The following is a 19,081-nucleotide window of genomic DNA, read 5'->3' as shown; positions in this document are numbered from 1 at the left end:
CGGGAGGCGATCTGTCGTGCTGCTTGCGGACAAGACCGTGGTGGTGTCGGGAGTCGGCACCGGCCTCGGCCACGAAGTGGCCGCCGCCTGTGTGCGGGAAGGCGCCCGTGTCGTACTCGGCGCCCGTACGGAGGCGAACCTGGCGGCCTGCGCCGCCGCCGTCGACCCCGACCGGACGCACAGCGCCTACCGCACCGTCGACATCCGGGACGAGGACCAGTGCGCGGCACTGGCCGCGCTGGCGGAAGAACGCTTCGGCGGTATCGACGCGGTCGTCCACGTCGCCGCGCTCGACACCGTGATGGGCGGCCTCGAGGACGCCGACCTCGCCGAGTGGCAGCAGGCACTGGATGTCAATCTGCTGGGGACGCTGCGCATGACCCGGGCCTGCCTGCCCGCGCTGAAGGCGGCCGGGGCGCGCGGGGACGGCTCCGTCGTGATGATCGGCACCCAGTCCTCCGTCGCCCCTCCCACCCAGGTGCGGCAGGCGGCCTACGCGGCCTCCAAGGGCGCCCTCGTCTCCGCCATGTACTCCCTCGCCAGGGAACTGGGGCCGCACCGGATACGGGTCAACACCGTGCAGCCCGGCTGGATGTGGGGGCCGATGGTGGAGGGATATGTGACCTGGGCGGCGGAGTCGGAAGGGTCGGCGCCCGAGGCCGTGCGGGACCGGCTGGAGGAGCGCATGGCGCTGCCGCGGATGGCCGAGGACGGGGACGTGGCCGAGACGGTGGTGTTCTTCGCCTCCGGGAGGGCGCGGGGCATCACGGGGCAGTGTCTGCTGGTGAACGCGGGCGAGCTCATGCGGTGACCCGTGGCCGTGCGCCGTGGCCCTCCTTCGTCGCGGCGGCGGCCCGGTCCTCCGGCTCCTGCTGGAAGTGCTGTAGGACCTGGGAGGCGACGGCGCGTGCCGCGCGGGAGGGCAGGCGCCGTCGGTGACGCGCCAGGTGGACGGAGACATCCGGGAGGGAGGGGCCGCGTACTGCCGTAAGGCGGCCGTCGCGCAGCGCCTCGATCACGTTGGCGCGCGGGAGGATGGTCAGACCGAGCCCCGCTGCGACGCAGGAGCGGGCGGCTTCGATGCTGCCGAAGCGGGTCAGCCGAGGCCGGGCACCGGCGACCGCCTGCAGCCGTTCAGCCAGCCAGTCGCTGTAGGAGCAGCCCTGCTCGTGCAGGAAGAAGTTCTCCCGCGCCAGCTCATGCCATGTGACCGGTCCTTCGCGGGCGGCGAGGGGGTGACCGGGAGCGCACAGCAGCACCAGGGGCTGACCGGCGATGCGCTCAGCCGTCACGCCGGGGAAGTCGACCTGCTCCTCCAGAAGGAGAGCACAGTCCAGTCGTCCTGCCCGCAGCCCCTCCACGGCGCTGGTGGTCCCGCACGGCTCCAGGTGCACCTCCACCTCGGGGTGGAGGCTGCGCAGCGCGGCGATCACACCCGGGAGGTGGGCCGAGCACTGGGTTTCGCCTGCTCCTACCACCACCGTCCCGCTGACCGGGCCGTCCTCGGTGGCCGCCGCGAACAACCGTGACTCCGCCTCCAGGACCTCCTCGGCCACGTCGAGCAGCCGCCGCCCCGCCTCGGTGAGCAGCGCACCTCTGGCCAGCCGGTCGAAGAGCCGCGTGCCCAGCGCCTTCTCCAAAGCTTTGATCTGCACGGTGACCGTGGACTGCGCCAACCGCAGTTCGGCGGCAGCGCCGGTGAAGCTTTCCGTCCTGGCGAGTGCGGCGAAGGTCTGGAGCAGCCGGGTGTCCATGCCAGGACCCTAACAAACCATCGAGCTGTTCGATCGCTCTCATACATAACTATCGTTGGTAATAATGCGGCGAGGCTGGAAGGGTGAAGGCATGACTTCCTCAGCGGCCGAAACGCCCACTCCAGCCACGACAGCGGCAGCGGTTGCCGATGCCGACGCCGACGCCGACATCCTTCGCTACACCGCCTTCGCCTCCGACCCCGACGGCGGCAACCCGGCCGGTGTCGTCCTCGACGCCACGCGGCTCGACGAACAGCAGATGCTGGCGATCGCCGCCGAGGTCGGATATTCCGAGACGGCGTTCATCACCGCCGGGGACGAGCAGCAACGCCGCTTCACCCTGCGGTACTTCAGCCCGCTCGCCGAGGTGGCCTTCTGCGGGCACGCCACCGTCGCCACGTCGGTGGCACTCGCCGAGCGCATCGGCCCCGGCACGCTGCTCTTCGATACTCCCGCCGGGGAGATCACAGTGGCGACCGAGACCGATGGACAGGGCGCCGTGCGGGCGACGCTCACCAGCGTCCCCACCCGGTCCCGGCCCGCGCAGGACGCCGAGGTGGACGCCACGCTGTCGGCCCTGGGATGGAACAGGTCCGAACTCGACGCGGCGCTGCCGCCGCACGTCGCCTTCGGCGGGAACGAGCACTTGGTACTCGCGGCCGGCTCCAGCGCCCGACTGGCCGACCTCGACTACGACTTCGAGGCGCTGGCCGGTGTCATGCGGCAGTACGGCTGGACGACGGTGCACCTGGTCTGGCGGGAGAGCGCCGACCGCTTCCACGCACGCGACCCGTTCCCCGTCGGCGGCGTCGTCGAGGACCCGGCCACCGGAGCGGCAGCCGCCGCGTTCGGAGGCTACCTGCGCACGCTCGGGCTGCTGCCCGCGGCGGGCGTGGTCGCCATCCGGCAGGGAGAGGACATGGGGCGGCCGAGCGATCTGCTCATCGAGGCGGAGCCCGGCGGCGCACGGATCCGCGTCACCGGCCACGCCGTGCGGATCACCGACCGCCAGGGCTGATCCGGCAGTCTTGCGCACCCCACGACGGGGCTGCGCCTGCCCGCCCCGCGCCCCGGGCGCGGACTGCCCGAGCCTGCGGGAAGCATCGAAGGGGCGCGGGGAACTACGCGACAAGCCCCCCGGCCCCGCAACCCGCAACCCGCAACCCGCAAGCGACCGGCAGGGTCGACCCCTACCCGGACAACCCGTCCAACCGCCGCTCGAACAGCAGGGGTACAGGCATCGAGGGGACGACCGCAAGGTGGCTGGTGGACCGGTGGTTCGCGGCCTGTGGGAGGTGAGGCAGCTTGGGGGCCTCCAGGGGCAGGAGGGGTGAGGTGCGCTCGTGCCAGAGGCCGGGCACGAACAGGCTGCGGCCTGCTCGGGGGCGGGTGGCCAGGAGCACCAGCGGGGTCGCGGCGAGCTCCGCTGCCGCCTCCTTGAAGCGGGCGGGCTTCCAGTCCGTCCACGCCTTCACCCGGCGGTCCGTGGGATCCGGGAGGGCCAGCAGCATCAGCTGGAGCGCCGCCGCGTCCTCGCTCAGGCCATGCTGCTCCGCGCAGCGGGTCACCAACTGCGGGACCGAGCGGACCGGGTACTGCTCCCAGCCGGGGGGCTGCTCCGCGTCAGCTGCCAGATGGGCGCCCAGCGCGGCGAAGTCCTCGCTGAGCAGCAGCCGCAGGTCCGCCAGCGCCGGCAGGCCCGAGGGAGTGGGGAGCCACTGGGAGGGCAGGACGGAGTCCAGGTAGGTGTCAAGCGCTTCGAGCACCGGATCGTCCGCGCCCGACAGCTGGTCCGGGTCCACGGACACATGGCGGACTTCGTGGGTCTTGTCCTCCACCACCGTCACGGCCGGGTGCGCGGTGAGTGCGTCGGTGGCCGGCGGGGCGCCCATCAGATAGTTGCTCTGCAGGGAGAAGACCCGCAGCGGGCCGGGTCCCGCCGCCAGTTCCTGGCGCAGCCGGGAGATGGCCGCTCCTAGAGTCGGGCGCAGCGGATCGCCCGCGGGCGTGCGGTAGGCGGCCCATGCGGCGAGGCGGGGCAGCGCCAGCAGTTCGGGCTCGGGGCTCAGCGGTACGTCGGGCGCGAGGCAGTCGGCGCCGGCGGCGAGCCGGCCCAGGAGTGCGGAGCGCCGCAGTGGCGGCCACCACAGCCGGCCGGTGGAGTCGGAGGTGGGGGTCTCGCTCTCGGGCCGGCTGCGTGGTAGTGCCGACTCCCCTGTGGGCGCGGCGACTTCCTTGTGCACCGGTGTCGTCAGCGCGGGCGGTGTGGGCAGCGGCCTGCCGATCTCGCTGAGCCACCACGCGGCGGCGCGCGGCACATTCGGACCTTGGGTCCACAGCAGCTCGGGGTCGTCCGGCAGCAGCCTGTCGTAGAGCGCTGAGAGTTGTCCGGGGGTGAGGAAGTGGTGGAGCCCGTCCAGGGCTCTCTCATACTCCTTCTCCGTCACCTCCCAGCTCTTGACGCCATAGGAGCCCGTGGTCGAAAGAAGGCTCTGTGCGACGCCCTGGTGCGGAGCGCAGGGCAGCACTCCACGCAGCAGGACCACCGCCTCGGGGTGCGAGAGGCCGAGCCGTCCGGCGAAGTCGGCGGCCAGCTCCGGGCGGGCGGGGGCCGGGCCGTGCTGCTGGTACGACTGAGCGAAGCGTGTGAACCAGCTGCCGGGACGCGCGGGCTCCAGCACATCGGCCCTGACCGGTTCGAGGCCCGCGGCGGCGAGCGGGCCGGCCGCCGGGAAGTCGCCACCGGGTGCGTACTCCAGCACGCGCAGCGGAACCGGTTCCCGGGCCACCGACGCGGTTCTGCGCTCCTGGAGAACCAGGGCAGCCGAGGCCCGGGTGCGGATCGGCCAGGTGTACAGCGCGGGCAACTGCCGCATCGTCGCGGTGGGCAGCGTGTACTCCACGATCCGCCACTCCCCCGAGGCGAAGGCGCAGTCCGCGTACTGGGCCAGTTCAGCCACCGTCCTGGAGGCGTCGCGGGTGAGGCCCGTCGCGGCGCGCAGGGCCTCCAGCGCGGCGTATCCGTGGACGGGCGCGACCCTGAGCCGCTGCCAGGCGTGGTCCCGCTCCTGGCTGCCCTTGCGGAGGTCGCCGTCCCAGGGCGGGGTCTCGGAGACCGCCAGCCGCATCAGCCGTTGGGCGAGGGACCGCCAGGAGGCTTCCTCTTCCGGGGCGGGCGCCGGGGCGGGGGCCCGCTCGGCGTCCGGGGTGAAGCGGCGCACCAGGCGGGCCTGGCCTTCGAGGCAGTTGGCGGCCATCACCAGCAGGTGGGTGACCCGATGGAAGCTCAGGCCCGCCTCCTGCCAGGTGGTGCCCTGGGCGAGCTCGGGCAGTTCGTCGCGGAGCAGGACGAAGTTGTCGCCTCGTGCTCCGTCGCCCGGGCTGAGGTGTTCGGGCTTCACCTTGGCGACGATCTTCTCGACCCGTTCGCGGTCCAGCTCCGGAGGCAGTTCGCACATCAGCAGCCCGATGACGTCGACCGCGGCGAACTCGCGGGCCGCCTCGGGGTCCTGGAGCAGCTGGTCGACCGCTCCCCCGACGTGCACGAACCGGCCGAGGATCAGCACCAGCCCGTCGAAGTCCACCCCGGCGCGCAGCCGTGCCCGCTCGCGCGCGCACCAGGCACGCAGTTCCTCGTGGCCGACCCAGGTGGTGTACAGGTGGTCGAGCCTGCCCCAGCCCTTGGTCTGGTGCGGGTTGTACCAGCGGTTGGACGACATCGCGTCGGCGGCCTTGTCGCCTTCCACCGTCATATCGAGGTCGGCGCGCATCCACGCTCGCACCTCGCGCTCGAAGCGCGCGTCGGCCAGCAGGTGGCGCAGCTCGGGGCGGCGCGAGACCAGCAGGTCGTACGGGCGCGCCGTGGCCAGCCGTTCCGGTGGGTCGCTGACCGGGACGCCGTGCTCCAGGAGCACGTCCATCAGGTCGAGGGGGATGCGCTTGCGCTCTCTCCAGTCGCGGTACGTCCAGTGCCGGAACTCGACCGGTACGCCGTCGGCGGCTGCCCTCGGGGCGACGCGCTCTGCCAGCTCGTACACCATCGGCCACGGGCCGCTGTCCCGGACCGGCGCCGTGTTGACGCAGTCGGTCAGCCAGGCGGCGGTCGCCCCCCGCTCAAGTCCGGGGAGCTCCCCGGTGAGCTGGGCCAGTGCTCCGGTGCGCTCCAGCAGGCTGCGCCACAGCTCGGCCCGTCCCCCTGAGGCGTAGCCGCGGGGGCGCAGCCACAGGACAGCTTCCCGGACGGTCCCACCACAGCGCTCGACCAGTATGTCGATGGCACGGCCCTTGCAGCAGCGGGTCCAGAACTCGGTGTCGTCGAGCGAGAGCGCGCCGTCCTCGATCAGCACCGCCATCATGGTGGCCAGCTCTTCTTCCGGGTCCTGCCCGGCCCCCTTGGCGAGCTTCCGGATGTCGGCCGCCAGCTGCGGGTGGAGTTCGCCGTGACCGCGGAGCCTGGCCCGCACCACCTCGCGGAAGCGGGCCAGGTGCTCGCCTGTTCCGCTGTCCCCGGTGGCCAGTTCGTTCACCCACGCACGCAGCACGGTCGCGGAGAGGGCTCCTGCCTCGGCGTAGCGCAGCAGGCGAGAGTGCAGCCAGGCGTGGTCGGGCGTGCGGCCGAGGTTGCGCTCCGTCTTGCGGGCCCGGCCGAACCAGGCCGCCGCCTCGGCCTCGCTGCCCTTTTGGAGGGCGAAGTCGGCCATCTCGTCCAGCAGTGTGACCGCCAGCGCGGGTGCGGTCTCCTCCAGCCCGGCCAGCACGCGGTCCATGTCCTTCTTGAAGACGTACTCCCAGTCCACGGTCTCGTGCTGGAGAGCGCGAATCTTCTCCAGGGCGAGGCGCTGCTGCTGCGGGTGGGCCGCCAGCACCCGCTCGGGGAACGGCAGCCGTCCCTCGTGATCCGGTGCCCCGTCCGGTATGCCGGTGGTGAAGAGGCCCTCCGGCAGCCAGCCGTCCTCGCGCATCAGCAGATCGCGGTAGGGGACCACGTCCTCGGGCAGGAGCTGGGTCAGGGTGAGGCCGTGCGGCCCCGCGTAGGTGCGGGCGAACAGGCCGTCCTCGCCGCGCTCCTCGGTCAGCGGCACGCCGGCGTCCTCCAGCGCGCTCCACCACTCCGGGTCGGCCTCGACCAGTGCGCGCGGGGCGCTCGCCCCTGCCCTCGCCCACGCGCGGGCAGACTCCTCGCAGGTCGTGCGGTGCGTGCGCAGCGCTTTTCGCACGGCGGTCAGTGAGGTGAGGGCGGGGGCGCCGACGAGTTGGGCAGGGAGCTTCTTCAGCGTCCGGCCTTTCGGGTTGCGGTAGACGATCTCCAGGTCGTCCACCCTCAACTCCGCTGTGTAGCCGTCCTTCTCGACGCTTGCTGCCATGGGCTGCCCTTCCCCGTTACCCCGTTCCCCGTTCCTCCCCGTTCGTCCGCCGCTCAGGGGACAGTTGTTCCCTGAGCGCTCTGCCGTGCGGGGATCTCGGGAACACACTACGCACAGCCACCGACAGCCGGGGCGCCCTGAGGACAACTCCGCGACGAGACAGTCCTGCGGGTCCGGCCCTGCCCGTCAGGCGCGCGGATAGCGGGCCAGCCAGGCGGGGGAGGCCGTGCCGGGGCCGTGCAGCGCGGGGCCCTGCGTCATCTCCATCGCGAAGTCGTCGGCCAGCTCCAAGATCGTGGCGCGGCCCTCCAACTCGGCCACCCAGCCGGGCGGAAGCGCTGTCTCACCGTGCATGGCGCCCAGCAGGTTGCCGCAGACCGAGCCGGTCGAGTCGCTGTCCCCGCTGTGGTTGACGGCCAGCAGCAGGCCGTGCCGGACGTCCTCGGCGACCAGCGCGCAGTAGACACCGATGGACAGCGCCTCCTCGGCCGTCCAGCCCTCCCCCAGCGCCGCTACCCGGTCCGGTGACGGCATGCCCTGGCGGACGGCGCCCAGGGCCCGCTTGAGCGCGTCGGTCGTCTCCTGGTGCCCCGGACGGGCCGAGAGGTGCACCAGGGCGCGCTGCACTGCGGTGTCCAGGTCGTCGCCGCGGGCGAGCGTGTGGACGATCGCGGCGAACGCGCCGGCGGCCAGATAGCCGGTGGGGTGGCCGTGTGTCTGTGCGGCGCACTCGACAGCCAACTGGAAGACCAGTCCGGGCTCCCAGCCCACCAGCAGCCCGAACGGCGCCGAGCGCATCACTGTGCCGCAGCCTTTGGAGTCGGCGTTCTTGGGCTGCTCCAGGGTGCCCATACGGGGATCCGCCAGTCCGCTGAGGCAGGCGTTGCCGGGCGCGCGGCGGGCGTAGAGCCACTCCTCGCGGGCGAGCCAGCCGTCGTTCTCGCGGCGCTCGTCGGGGCCCCAGTCCCGCTGGGTGGTCGCCCAGCGGCGGTAGGCGGCGTGCACGTCGGTGGGCGGGTGCCAGGCGCCGGTGTCGCGGCGTACATGGGCGCGGATGAGGCCGTCCACGGTGAACAGCGTCATCTGGGTGTCGTCGGTGACCGCGCCCCTGCGGCCGTACGCGGGCACATAGTCGGTGACACCCTGCGGGCCCCACTTCTCCCGGATGGCGGCCAGCGAGTCGAACTCGACGCCCGCACCGAGTGCGTCACCGATGGCACCACCCAGCAGGCAGCCGCGCACCCTGCTGCGGAAGTCCTGCTGCTCGGCCCGCCCCCATATGGCCGTCGGGGAACCGTCCCCGCCACCCGCACCTGTCACGATTCGCTGCCCTTCCTCGCCTCCTTGTGGCTCCCGCACTGTAGTAAAGATCCGGCCGGGCGGAGGGGGGAGTGCGGGAGCCGTCCGGCGTCACACCACCGGCAGCAGGTCCGGCAGATGACCGTCCGAGGCGTGGGCCGCCTCGACCCGCTCCGGCGGCACCTCGCCGTACCGGGTCGTACGGGGACGGGCGGGACGGCCCGCCGCTTCGGCGATGGCGACCAGGTCCTTGATGGACCGGTAGGAGCCGTAGGAGGAGCCCGCCATGCGGGAGATCGTCTCCTCCATGAGGGTGCCGCCCAGGTCGTTGGCGCCGGAGCGGAGCATCTCGGCGGCCCCTTCGGTACCCAGTTTGACCCAGCTCGTCTGGATGTTGGGGATCCAGGGGTGGAGCAGCAGCCGCGCCATGGCGGTGACGGCGCGGTTCTCACGCGCGGTCGGCCCCGGGCGGGCGATACCGGCGAGGTAGACGGGCGCGTTGGTGTGGATGAAGGGCAGCGTCACGAACTCGCTGAAGCCGGGCACCCCCTTCTCCTGGGCCGACCGCTGGATGTCGGCCAGCAGCCGCAGATGGCCCAGCCAGTGGCGGGGCTGGTCCACGTGGCCGTACATCATCGTGGAGGTGGAGCCCAGACCCACCTCGTGCGCCGTCTTGACGACCTCGACCCAGGTGGCCGTCGGGAGCTTGCCCTTGGTGAGGATCCAGCGGACCTCGTCGTCCAGGATCTCGGCCGCCGTGCCCGGGATGGAGTCCAGCCCGGCCTCCTTGGCGGCGGTCAGCCACTCGCGGATGGACATGCCGGTGCGGGTGGCGCCGTTGACGACCTCCATGGGGGAGAACGCGTGCACGTGGATGCCCGGTACGCGTTCCTTGACGGCTCGTGCGATGTCGAAGTAGGCGGTGCCCGGCAGATCGGGGTGGATACCGCCCTGCATGCACACCTCGACCGCTCCCACGTCCCACGCCTGCTGGGCCCGGTCGGCGACCTGTTCCAGGGAGAGCGTGAAGGCGTCGGCGTCGGTCCGGCGCTGCGCGAAGGCGCAGAAGCGGCAGCCGGTGTAGCAGACGTTGGTGAAGTTGATGTTGCGGGTGACGATGTACGTCACCTCGTCGCCGACCGCGTCCCGGCGTACGTCGTCCGCCGTGCGGCACAGCGCGTCCAGCGCGGGCCCGTCGGCGTGCAGCAGGGCGAGGGCCTGTTCGTCGGTGAGCCCGGTCGGGTCGTCGGCGGCCTGGCCCAGCGCCTCACGCACATCGGAGTCGACGCGCTGGGGCGCCATGCCGGGTGCGGCGCGCTCGCGCAGCTCCTGCCAGTCGCCGTACACCTCGTCGAAGTCGTCCCGCCGGTCGGCGGTGCGGCCCTCGGTGTCGATGGTGCGGTGCAGATCGGTGCGGCCCATGGGGGTGAAGCCCTCGTCCGGCTCCTGCCAGGGCAGTCCCTCGGGGCGTACGTCGGTACGTGCCAGCCCCGTGTCCGGGTCGGCCAGCGCCTGTACGTGCGGCAGGACGCGCGGGTCCAGCCACGGCTCGCCGCGCCGGACGAACTCGGGGTAGACGGCGAGGCGTTCGCGCAGCTCGAACCCGGCCACCGCGCTCTTGTCGGCCAGCTCATCGATGTGCGGCCAGGGGCGCTCGGGGTTGACGTGGTCCGGGGTGAGCGGGGAGACGCCGCCCCAGTCGTCGATGCCCGCCCCGATCAGCCGCGCGTACTCGGCGTCCACCAGGTTCGGCGGCGCCTGGAGGCAGCCGGACGGGCCCATGATGTGCCGCGCCACGGCGACGGTCGCCACCAGGTCGTCCAGTTCGGCGTCGGGCATACCGCGCATCGCCGTGTCCGGCTTGGCGCGGAAGTTCTGGATGATCAGCTCCTGGATGCCGTGGTACGCACGCTGCACACGGCGCAGCGCGAACAGCGACTCCGCACGCTCCTCATACGTCTCACCGATGCCGATGAGCAGCCCGCTGGTGAACGGGACGTTGGAGCGGCCGGCGTCCTCCAGCACCCGCAGCCGGACCGCGGGCTCCTTGTCGGGCGAGCCGTGGTGCGGACCGCCCGGCTCGCTCCACAGCCGTTCGGCGGTGGTCTCCAGCATCATGCCCATGGAGGGTGCGACGGGCTTGAGCCGCTGGAAGTCCGTCCACGACAGCACCCCGGGGTTGAGGTGCGGCAGCAGGCCGGTCTCCTCCAGGATGCGGATGGCCACGGCGCGGACGTATGCGAGCGTGTCGTCGTAGCCCTCCGCTTCGAGCCAGGCACGCGCCTCGGGCCAGCGGTCCTCCGGCTTGTCGCCGAGGGTGATCAAGGCTTCCTTGCAGCCGAGCTCGGCCCCCCTGCGGGCGATGTCGAGGACTTCGTCCATCGACATGTACATCCCGTGTCCCTCACGCCGCAGCTTGCCGGGCACGGTCACGAAGGTGCAGTAGTGGCACTTGTCGCGGCACAGCCGGGTGAGGGGCAGGAAGACGCTCTTGGAGTACGTGATGACACCGGGCCGCCCCGCGGCGGCCAGCCCCGCGTCTCTGACGCGGGCCGCCGACGCGGTGAGGTCCGCCAGGTCCTCGCCCCGCGCCTGGAGCAGCACAGCGGCTTCCGTCACATCGAGCGCGACCCCGTCCCGCGCCCGCTTGAGGGCTCGCCGCATCGCGTTGGCCGTCGGCGTCTGTCCGTGTGAGGTCATCCCCCGAGCGTAGCCCTCGACACGGACAGCGCAGGTGGCGCGGGGTGGCCACCCAGGTGGCCGGCGCTCGGGCCCTCCTGCTCCCCGGACTCCGTCCGGCAGACGCTCGGCCGCCCGCGGACGACCGCTCGGCGGACGACCGCCCACCGGCCGACTGCCCACCGCCTGCCGGTGCACCCTTCACAGGTACCGCGCGTAGTCGTCCAGGGTGCGCAGGACCTCCGGTTCGGTGCCGGAGGGCAGCTGCAACAGGACCTCCTCGGCGCCCAGGTCGCGGTAGTGCCGCAGTTTGCCCGGGGACGGGAGGACATAGGCGGGGACGACGGCCGGAGCGCCCGACCGGCCCGCCGAGCGCCAGGCGTCGTGGAGAGCGGTGAGGGCGTCCTTGAGGCCACTGCCGCCGATCGGCAGCCAGCCGTCCGCGTACTCGGCGACGTGGGCGAAGAGGGTGGGGCCCGCGGCTCCGCCCACCAGCAGGCGGGGGCCGCCGGGGCGCACCGGTTCGGGGTGCGCCAGCGAGGCGCGTACGGAGCCGAACTCGCCCTCGTAGGCCGTGGGCACCGGCGCCCACAGGGCCCGCATCAAGGCGATGCGCTCGCGTACTAGGTCGCGGCGGCGGCGCCAGGTGACGTTGTGGTCGGCGGCCTCCTCCACGTTCCAGCCGAAGCCCACGCCCAGCGTGAACCGGCCGCCGCACATCCGGTCGAGAGTGGCGATCTGCTTGGCCAGCACGATGGGGTCGTGCTGGGCGACCAGCGTGACGCTGGTGCCCAGCGCGAGCCGTTCGGTGACGGTCGCGGCGGCGGCCAGGGCCACCATCGGGTCCAGGGTGCGCCCGTAGGGGCGGGGCAGGGGGTCGCCCATCGGGGCCGGTGTCTGCCTGCTGACGGGTATGTGGGTGTGCTCGGGCAGATACAGTCCGCCGAAGCCACGCTCCTCCAGCGCGCGGGCGAGCCGGGAGGGCGGAATCGTCTCGTCGGTGAGCATGATGGTCGTCGAGATCCGCATGCGGTCACTGTGCCCGCGCCGGGTGGTGAACTCCATGGCCGCGCGGCACCTTCAGGGGCGGTGCCTTGGGGTACGGCGCCTGTGCGAGCGGCGCGGCAGTTGGCCCACACGCCACCGCGGGGACTTCTCCCCCTCACCGACCGCGCGTACAACTCCCCCATGGACACCCCGACGGACACACCCATGGGCAGACGCGACGCACTGCGGCTCTCTCTCGCTGCCGGGGCCGCGACAGCAGTGACACTCTCCCAAGCGAGCTTCGCCCGCGCCGAGGACGGTGCAACAGCGCAGCGGACCTTGCGCGGGCACCTGCCGCCCGGCGCACCCGACTTCGTGTACCTGCCGGTGAAGATTCCCGAGGGGGTGCGCGAGATCGCGGTCTCCTACCGTTACGACAAGCCGGACGTGCCGCAGGGCACTCCCGGCAACGCGCTGGACATCGGCATCTTCGACCAGCGCGGCACGGCGCTGGGGGGACGCGGATTCCGCGGCTGGTCAGGCGGTTTCCGGGACTCCTTCGCGATCAGCGCGCAGAAGGCGACCCCCGGCTATCTGGCCGGCCCGGTGCGGGCGGGCACCTGGCATGTGGTGCTCGGTCCCTACACGGTGGCGCCGCAGGGCATGGACTACGAGGTGACGGTCACGCTGCGGCACGGTGGGCCGGGTCGGACCCCGCGGCCGGAGTACCCGCCGGAGCGGGCCAAGGGGCGGGGCCGGGCCTGGTATCGGGGCGACTGCCATCTGCACACGGTGCACTCGGACGGGCGGCGTACGCCGAAGGAGGTGGCGGCAGCGGCGCGCGCCGCCGGGCTGGACTTCCTGACCACCACGGAGCACAACACCACCTCAGGGCACGCCGCCTGGCAGGGGTTGTGGGGAGACGACCTGCTGGTGCTGTGCGGTGAGGAGATCACTACCCGCAACGGCCACTACCTCGCGCTCGGCACGGACCCGGGCACCTTCCTCGACTGGCGCTACCGGGCCACCGACGACGCCTACCCGCGGTTCGCGCGGGCCGTCCACCGGGCGGGCGGCCTGGTGGTACCGGCGCATCCGAACTGCCCGTTCGTGGGGTGCCGGTGGAAGTTCGGCTACGAGCACGCGGACGCGGTCGAGGTGTGGAACGGGCCGTGGACGGCGGACGACGAGCTCGCGCTGGCCGCCTGGGACAACATGCTCGTCAGCCGCGAGGGGTGGCTGCCCGCCATGGGGAACAGCGACGCGCATCGCGAGGGGCAGGACGTGGGTGAGCCGCAGACCGTCGTCCATGCGGACGCTCTGGCGCGCGGCCCGCTGCTGGAGGGGATCCGGGCGGGGCGGTCGTATCTGGCCGAGTCCTCGAGGATCTCCGTCGAGCTGCGGGCCACCACCCCCGGCGGCGGACACGCGACGCTCGGGGGGACGCTGCGGGCCCGGCCCGACGCCTCGGTTGACGTCACCCTCACCGTACGCGGGGCGCCAAAGGGGGCCACGCTGGAGCTGATCACGGACCAGGGCACTATGCGCACCGGCACCGGTTCGAGGCTCACCTGGCGGACGACTCCCTCGCAGGCCCGGTATGTGCGGGCCGAGGTACGTCACCCCGCGCAGGAGGGCGCCGGGCTGCCCGGCGCCATGGCGGCCATGACGAACCCCGTCCGGCTGGGCGACGAGTGGGAGTGAGGCTGCGGCGGGGACGCTGAGACGGTGCGCGGGGCGAGGTGCCGGCTGTGGGCACCTTGACGTTCCCCGCCGAGCTCCAGGTGGGGGCCCGCCGGCCGACGCGGCGCCGCGGCGTCGGTGAGGGTGGTGGCGGCGGGTGCCCGCCCCGGGCGGGCTACCGCGTGCCGACCGTCTCCGTGTCACGGCCCGAGCGCAGGATCTTGCCGGGGACGGCACCGGTCACCCTGTCGTCGCGGATGGTCTCCACACCGTTGACCCATACGCCGACGATGCCCACCGCGCGCGAGTCGAGCCGGGGGCTGTCGCCGGGCAGGTCGTGGACGAGTCTCGCCTGGCCCGCGTCGATGCGTTCCGGGTCGAAGAGCACCAGGTCCGCGTGCCAGCCCTCGCGCACCCGGCCGCGCTCGCGCAGTCCGAACAGCCGGGCCGGTTCGTCGGTGAGCATCCGCACGGCGTGCTCCAGGCCGACCAGTTTCCGGCCGCGCAGACAGTCGCCCAAAAAGCGCGTGGTGTACGGCGCGCCGCACATGCGGTCCAGGTGGGCACCGGCGTCCGAGCCGCCCAGCATGACGTCCTGGTGTTCCCAGGTCTGCCTGCGCAGCTGCCAGCTCGCCGGATCGTTGTCGGTGGGCATCGGCCACAGCACGGTACGCAGGTCGTCCTCGGCGCAGATGTCCACCAGGCAGGCGAAGGGGTCCTGGCCGCGTTCGGCGGCGATGTCGGCGACGACGCGGCCCGTCAGTCCCTCGTTGGCGGGGGCGTAGGTGTCGCCGATGACGTACCGGTCGAAGCGGGCCAGCCGGCGGAAGACACCGGCTTCCTTGCTGTCGGCGCGGCGCAGCATCTCGGCGCGTACGTCGGCGTCCCGCAGTGTGGCGATGCGTTGGGGCACGGGCAGCCCGAGGATGTCGCCCCAGCCGGGGATGAGGTTGAGCGCGCAGAAGGTGCCCAGCGACATGTTCATGGGGGTGAGGATGGGCATGGTGAGCGCGACGACCCGGCCACCCTCCTTCCGGGCGTGCTCACTGGCGGCCAGCTGCCGTGGCACCCGTTCGGGTACGGCGGCGTCGATGGTGAGCACGTTCCAGTTCAGCGGCCGTCCGGCGGTCGCCGACATGCGCGCCAGCAGGTCGATCTCCTGGTCGGAGAACTGGTCCAGGCAGCCGGCGACGATGGCCTCGATCTGGGTGCCCTCGTGGTCGGCGACGGCGCGGGAGAGAGCCAGCAGTTCCTCCGGCTCGGCGTGCCGGGAGGCGACGGGGTTGCCGTCGCCGTCGGAGTGGGTGGACGACTGGGTGGTCGACAGCCCCCAGGCGCCGGCCTCCATCGCCTCGTGGAAGAGCCGCAGCATACGGGCGAGCTGTGCGTCGTCGGGCTGTCCGCCGATGGCGTCCTGGCCCATCACGTGCCGCCGCAGCGCGCAGTGGCCGACCATGAACCCCGCGTTGACGGCGGTACGGCCCTCCAGTGCGTCCAGGTAGTCGCCGAAGGTGTGCCAGTTCCAGGGCGCCCCTTCCTCCAGCGCGACCAGGGACATGCCCTCCACCTTGGACATCATCCGCCGTGTGTAGTCGGCGTCCTGGGGGCGCTGCGGGTTGAGCGGGGCCAGGGTGAAGCCGCAGTTGCCGCCGGCGACGGTGGTGACGCCGTGGTTCATGGAAGGGGTGGCGTACGGGTCCCAGAACAGCTGGGCGTCGTAGTGGGTGTGCGGGTCGACGAACCCGGGGGCGAGGACCAGTCCGGTGGCGTCCTGGCTGCTGCGGGCCTCCTCGTGGAGTGTCCCGGGCTCGGCGACGTGGGCGATGCGGCCGTCCCGGATACCGACATCGGCCCGGTGGGCGGGGGCGCCGGTGCCGTCGACGACGGTGGCGCCCGTGATGAGGTGGTCAAGCATGCTGCGCGGTCCTCCTTCGGTCGTCCTGCCGTCCGAGCGGCGCGCTGCGGGCGCGGGTCAGCTGTTGCGTGCCGCGTCGCGGAAGCGGGTGGTCCGGTGCACCGGGTCGGTGTCGATCTGCGGGATCACGTGCTCGCCGATGAGCTTGATCGTGTTCATGGTGTCCTCGTACGGGATGCCGATGGGCAGGCCGAAGGAGAGCTGGTCGGCGCCCGCCTGTTCCCAGCGCTTGCACTGGCGCAGCACTTCTTCGGGGTTGCCGCAGATCATCAGTTCCTCGGCGATCAGCAGATCGACGACTTCCTCGGTGTAGTCGGGGATCAGCTCCGGCCACTGCGGGATGCCCTGGGGCCGGGGGAAGGTGTCGTGGTAGCGGAAGAGAAGCGACTGCAGGTAGTTGAGGCCGCCGTCGACGGCGATCTGCTTGGCCTTCTGCGTGGTCTCGGCGCAGATCGCGGTCGAGGTCACCATGACGTTGTCGTTGACGTAGCGGCCGATGGGCCGGGCGTCCTTGACAGCGCCCTTGTAGGACTCGAGGACCCACTCCATGTCGGAGACCTTCTGGACGCTGAAGCCCAGCACCCCGAGCCCCTTCTTCGCGGCCATCGCATACGAGGAGGGCGAGCCGGCCGCGTACCACATCGCCGGGTGTGAGCCGCCGTACGGCTTGGGAAGGATCTTGCGTGGGGGCAACGACCAGTGCTTCCCCTGGAACCCCTGGTATTCGTCCTGCAGCCACATCTTGGGGAACTCGGCGATGGTCTCCTCCCAGATCTCCTTGGTGTGGTTCATGTCGGTGACTCCCGGCAAAAACCCGAGGATCTCGTGGGAGCCCGCGCCCCGCCCGGAGCCGAACTCGAAGCGCCCGCCGGTCAGGTGGTCGAGCATGGCGACCTTCTCCGCCACCTTGACCGGGTGGTTGACCTGCGGCAGCGGGTTGAAGATCCCGGAGCCGAGGTGGATGCGGTCGGTGGCGTGCGCGAGGTAGCCGAGGAAGACGTCGTTGGCCGACAGGTGGCTGTACTCCTCCAGGAAGTGGTGCTCGGAGGCCCAGGCGTACTTGAAGCCGGACTTGTCGGCCTGGATGACGTACTCGGTCTCCTCGACCAGTGCGTTGTGCTCGGCCTGCGGATCGGTCCGGGCCCGCGCGGCGGGCACGTACCCCTGAACAAAGAGCCCGAACTCCACGGTGTCATCTCCTTGGGCGACTGTTTCTGACGTACCGTCAGATTGCGATGGAACCGACTCTGGCACCGCCGGGTGAGGCCGTCAATACGACGGAGGGCCCCGCCGTGACCCCCGAGGGCCGGTGCGCACGTGAAGATGGCGTGAAGGAACGATCATGAAATGCTGAAGGACTTGCGAAGTCTTCCTGCCGGAAATCGGGGCGCCCTCCGGTACATCGGCACCCTCGTTCCGCAAGCGAAGGAGCAAATGCCGAGTGCGGCGGGTGGAGCACTGCCGCGACGAAGTGGAGCGAACGGGTCCGCCCTCAGAGCACCGAGACGCCCGCGAGCCAGCCACCGTCGACGACGAACGGCTGTCCCGTCACATACGAGGAGTCCGCACAGCTGAGGAAGAGCGCCAGCCTGGCGACCTCCTCCGGGCGGCCCATCCGGCCCTGCGGGATGAGCTTGGCGTAGAAGGCGTCGAGGCTGCCGTCACGGTCGGCGCCACTGCCACCGCCCCTGTCGGCGTCGGCGTCGGCGTCGAGCCGAAGGCCGCTGTCCACCGCCTTCGCGGGGTTGGTCATCGCCGTGTCGATCGCGCCGGGGCACATAGCGTTGACGCGGATGCCCCGGCTCGCGAGCTCCATCGACGCCACCCGGGTCATACCGACGATGGCCGCCTTGGTCGCCGCGTACGCGGTCAGACAGGCCATGCCCGCCATCGCCGCGTACGAGGCCGTGTTGACGACGGTGCCGCCGCCTGCCGCCTCGATGCGCGGGGCGAGGGTCTTCATGCCCAGGAAGCAGCCCGTCTGGTTGACGTCGACCACCTCGCGGAACTCGGCGACCGGCGTGGTGGTCAGCGCGTTGAAGCGGAGGATGCCGGCGTTGTTGATCAGACCGTCCACCGCGCCGAAAGCCTCTTCGGCGAGGTCGGCGGCGGACTGCCAGTCGGCCTCTTCGCGTACGTCGAGATGGACGTAGCGGGCGCGGTGGGCGCCGAGTTCGGCCGCGACCTGTTCGCCCTCGTCGTCGAGCACGTCGCCGAGCACCACCTTGCCGCCCTCGGCGGCGAACAGCCGTGCCTCTTCCGCGCCCTGACCGCGTGCGGCGCCGCTGATCACGACGACCCTGCCGTCGAGCTTCCCCATGTCTGCCTCCTCGGGCTACGGCGCTCCCAGCCGGGGTGCGGCCTCCGCCGCGAACAGCGCCATCTGGTCCAGCAGTTCGTCCAGGGACCGGGAGCGGAAGCGCAGCTGGAGCTGGGTGACGCCCATGTCCCGGTAGGGGCGCAGCGCGGCGGCCACCGACTCGGCGGAGCCGCGCAGGGTGCGGCGGCCCACGTCCCAGGCGGGCCGCCCCAGGTAGAGGGGCTCCGCGATGGCGCCGACGGTGAAAGGGGTCTCGGCGAGTCCCGCCTCCTCCCGGAGGCGGCGGATGCGGTCGATCTTGGGCGGCAGCGCCTCGCGGGGGTCGCCCTGCGGCAGCCAGCCGTCGCCGCGCAGGGCGGCGCGGCGCACCGCGCGGGGCGAGGAGCCCCCGACCCACAGGGGTGGTCGTGGCCGCTGCGCGGGGCGGGGCCGCTGCCCCAGGTCGGCGAAGGTGTAGCGGTCCCCCGAGAAGGCGGGGAACTCCTCTTCGCCGAGCGCGGCCTTCAGCGCGTCGACGGTCTCGTCCAGTACGGCGCCCCGGGCGGGGAAGTCGGCGCCGAGCGCCTCGAACTCCTCGCGTACGTGTCCGGCGCCCACGCCCAGGACGAGTCGGCCGCCGGAGAGGTGGTCGAGTGTGGCGTACTGCTTGGCGGTGGCCAGGGGGTGCCGCAGGCCGACGACGGCGACGTGGCTGAGCAGGGCGACGCGCTCGGTGGCGGCCGCCAGGAAGGACAGGGTGGCCACGGGGTCGTACCACACGGTGCTCATGGCACCGGACAGTCTCCGCGGCACGGCCACGTGCTCGCAGCAGCCGATGTAGGCGTATCCGTGCCGGTCGGCGGCACGGGCAACGGCGAGGAGCGCGGCGGGCCCGGCGGCCGCCTCCCAGGGCTCGGCGTAGAGGGTGCTCTGTGACTGGACCGGCAGCTGGATCCCGTAGGCCTGCTGTCCGGGAGGGAAAGTCAGCACGCGGCCATACTGGTATCTGACGCACCATCAGACAAGAGGGCGGCAGCGGTCGACTCCCTGCCGGGCCCGGCCGCCGCTCCCCTGTGTGGCATCACACACTCCGGTACGGCAG

General features: G+C 72.2%; 12 protein-coding genes. 3 read left to right on the top strand and 9 right to left on the bottom strand.

Going from position 1 to position 19,081, the window contains the following annotated elements; genetic code table 11:
• The first annotated feature begins 16 nt into the window (after nt 1-16).
• Nucleotides 17-811, top strand: a complete 795-nt coding sequence (locus tag KBY19_RS09915) for an SDR family oxidoreductase (protein WP_210965609.1) — start codon at nt 17-19, stop codon at nt 809-811.
• Here KBY19_RS09915 and KBY19_RS09910 read toward each other — a convergent pair.
• Nucleotides 801-1,754, bottom strand: coding sequence for a LysR family transcriptional regulator (locus tag KBY19_RS09910; RefSeq protein ID WP_210965608.1), 954 nt, complete (start codon nt 1,752-1,754; stop codon nt 801-803). The two genes, KBY19_RS09915 and KBY19_RS09910, sit on opposite strands and share 11 nt — an antisense overlap.
• A gap of 91 nt (nt 1,755-1,845) precedes the next feature.
• Here KBY19_RS09910 and KBY19_RS09905 point away from each other — a divergent pair, with 91 nt between their 5' ends.
• On the top strand, nt 1,846-2,772 hold the full coding sequence (locus tag KBY19_RS09905) for a PhzF family phenazine biosynthesis isomerase (protein ID WP_210965607.1): 927 nt from the start codon (nt 1,846-1,848) through the stop codon (nt 2,770-2,772).
• A 172-nt stretch (nt 2,773-2,944) separates the two neighbouring features.
• Here the strand turns inward: KBY19_RS09905 and KBY19_RS09900 are convergent, their stop codons facing one another.
• From KBY19_RS09900 to KBY19_RS09885, 4 genes are all read right to left on the bottom strand, one after another.
• A complete protein-coding gene (locus KBY19_RS09900; protein ID WP_210965606.1) occupies nt 2,945-7,117 on the bottom strand; it encodes a hypothetical protein in 4,173 nt (1,390 codons plus the stop codon).
• A 186-nt stretch (nt 7,118-7,303) separates the two neighbouring features.
• A complete protein-coding gene (locus KBY19_RS09895) occupies nt 7,304-8,437 on the bottom strand; it encodes an ADP-ribosylglycohydrolase family protein (protein ID WP_099881983.1) in 1,134 nt (377 codons plus the stop codon).
• A gap of 90 nt (nt 8,438-8,527) precedes the next feature.
• Nucleotides 8,528-11,116: a bifunctional FO biosynthesis protein CofGH gene (locus KBY19_RS09890; protein WP_099881985.1), complete on the bottom strand. Its 2,589-nt coding sequence runs from the start codon at nt 11,114-11,116 to the stop codon at nt 8,528-8,530.
• Between the two features lie 180 nt (nt 11,117-11,296).
• Nucleotides 11,297-12,124: a TIGR03619 family F420-dependent LLM class oxidoreductase gene (locus KBY19_RS09885; RefSeq protein ID WP_099886575.1), complete on the bottom strand. Its 828-nt coding sequence runs from the start codon at nt 12,122-12,124 to the stop codon at nt 11,297-11,299.
• 183 nt (nt 12,125-12,307) lie between these two features.
• Here KBY19_RS09885 and KBY19_RS09880 point away from each other — a divergent pair, with 183 nt between their 5' ends.
• Nucleotides 12,308-13,786 (top strand): CehA/McbA family metallohydrolase, encoded by a 1,479-nt coding sequence (locus KBY19_RS09880; RefSeq protein WP_185019423.1) that lies wholly within the window; start codon nt 12,308-12,310, stop codon nt 13,784-13,786.
• A gap of 154 nt (nt 13,787-13,940) precedes the next feature.
• Here KBY19_RS09880 and KBY19_RS09875 read toward each other — a convergent pair whose 3' ends face one another.
• The 4 genes from KBY19_RS09875 to KBY19_RS09860 all read right to left on the bottom strand — a co-directional run bounded on the left by KBY19_RS09875 (nt 13,941) and on the right by KBY19_RS09860 (nt 18,969).
• Nucleotides 13,941-15,680, bottom strand: a complete 1,740-nt coding sequence (locus KBY19_RS09875) for a D-aminoacylase (RefSeq protein ID WP_210965605.1) — start codon at nt 15,678-15,680, stop codon at nt 13,941-13,943.
• Between the two features lie 57 nt (nt 15,681-15,737).
• Entirely contained in the window at nt 15,738-16,868 is a 1,131-nt protein-coding gene (locus KBY19_RS09870) for an LLM class flavin-dependent oxidoreductase (RefSeq protein ID WP_185017275.1), read from the bottom strand.
• 304 nt (nt 16,869-17,172) lie between these two features.
• On the bottom strand, nt 17,173-18,000 hold the full coding sequence (locus tag KBY19_RS09865; protein ID WP_210965604.1) for an SDR family NAD(P)-dependent oxidoreductase: 828 nt from the start codon (nt 17,998-18,000) through the stop codon (nt 17,173-17,175).
• A gap of 15 nt (nt 18,001-18,015) precedes the next feature.
• Nucleotides 18,016-18,969 carry a TIGR03619 family F420-dependent LLM class oxidoreductase gene (locus tag KBY19_RS09860; RefSeq protein WP_210965603.1) on the bottom strand — a complete coding sequence of 318 codons (954 nt, stop codon included), beginning with the start codon at nt 18,967-18,969 and terminating at the stop codon, nt 18,016-18,018.
• Nucleotides 18,970-19,081 lie beyond the last annotated feature (112 nt).

This window comes from Streptomyces sp. B15, from assembly GCF_018070605.1.
Classification (GTDB): domain Bacteria; phylum Actinomycetota; class Actinomycetes; order Streptomycetales; family Streptomycetaceae; genus Streptomyces; species Streptomyces smyrnaeus.
Note: the sequence above shows the minus strand (reverse complement) of the source record. Positions and strands in the feature narration are given on the sequence as shown.

What these genes read in the sequence shown, in the direction of transcription:
- KBY19_RS09910 (WP_210965608.1), bottom strand. Translation starts at nt 1,754, where the DNA reads ATGGACACCCGGCTGCTCCAGACCTTCGCCGCACTCGCCAGGACGGAA.
- KBY19_RS09905 (WP_210965607.1), top strand. Translation starts at nt 1,846, where the DNA reads ATGACTTCCTCAGCGGCCGAAACGCCCACTCCAGCCACGACAGCGGCA.
- KBY19_RS09900 (WP_210965606.1), bottom strand. Translation starts at nt 7,117, where the DNA reads ATGGCAGCAAGCGTCGAGAAGGACGGCTACACAGCGGAGTTGAGGGTG.
- KBY19_RS09890 (WP_099881985.1), bottom strand. Translation starts at nt 11,116, where the DNA reads ATGACCTCACACGGACAGACGCCGACGGCCAACGCGATGCGGCGAGCC.
- KBY19_RS09885 (WP_099886575.1), bottom strand. Translation starts at nt 12,124, where the DNA reads ATGCGGATCTCGACGACCATCATGCTCACCGACGAGACGATTCCGCCC.
- KBY19_RS09880 (WP_185019423.1), top strand. Translation starts at nt 12,308, where the DNA reads ATGGGCAGACGCGACGCACTGCGGCTCTCTCTCGCTGCCGGGGCCGCG.
- KBY19_RS09875 (WP_210965605.1), bottom strand. Translation starts at nt 15,680, where the DNA reads ATGCTTGACCACCTCATCACGGGCGCCACCGTCGTCGACGGCACCGGC.
- KBY19_RS09865 (WP_210965604.1), bottom strand. Translation starts at nt 18,000, where the DNA reads ATGGGGAAGCTCGACGGCAGGGTCGTCGTGATCAGCGGCGCCGCACGC.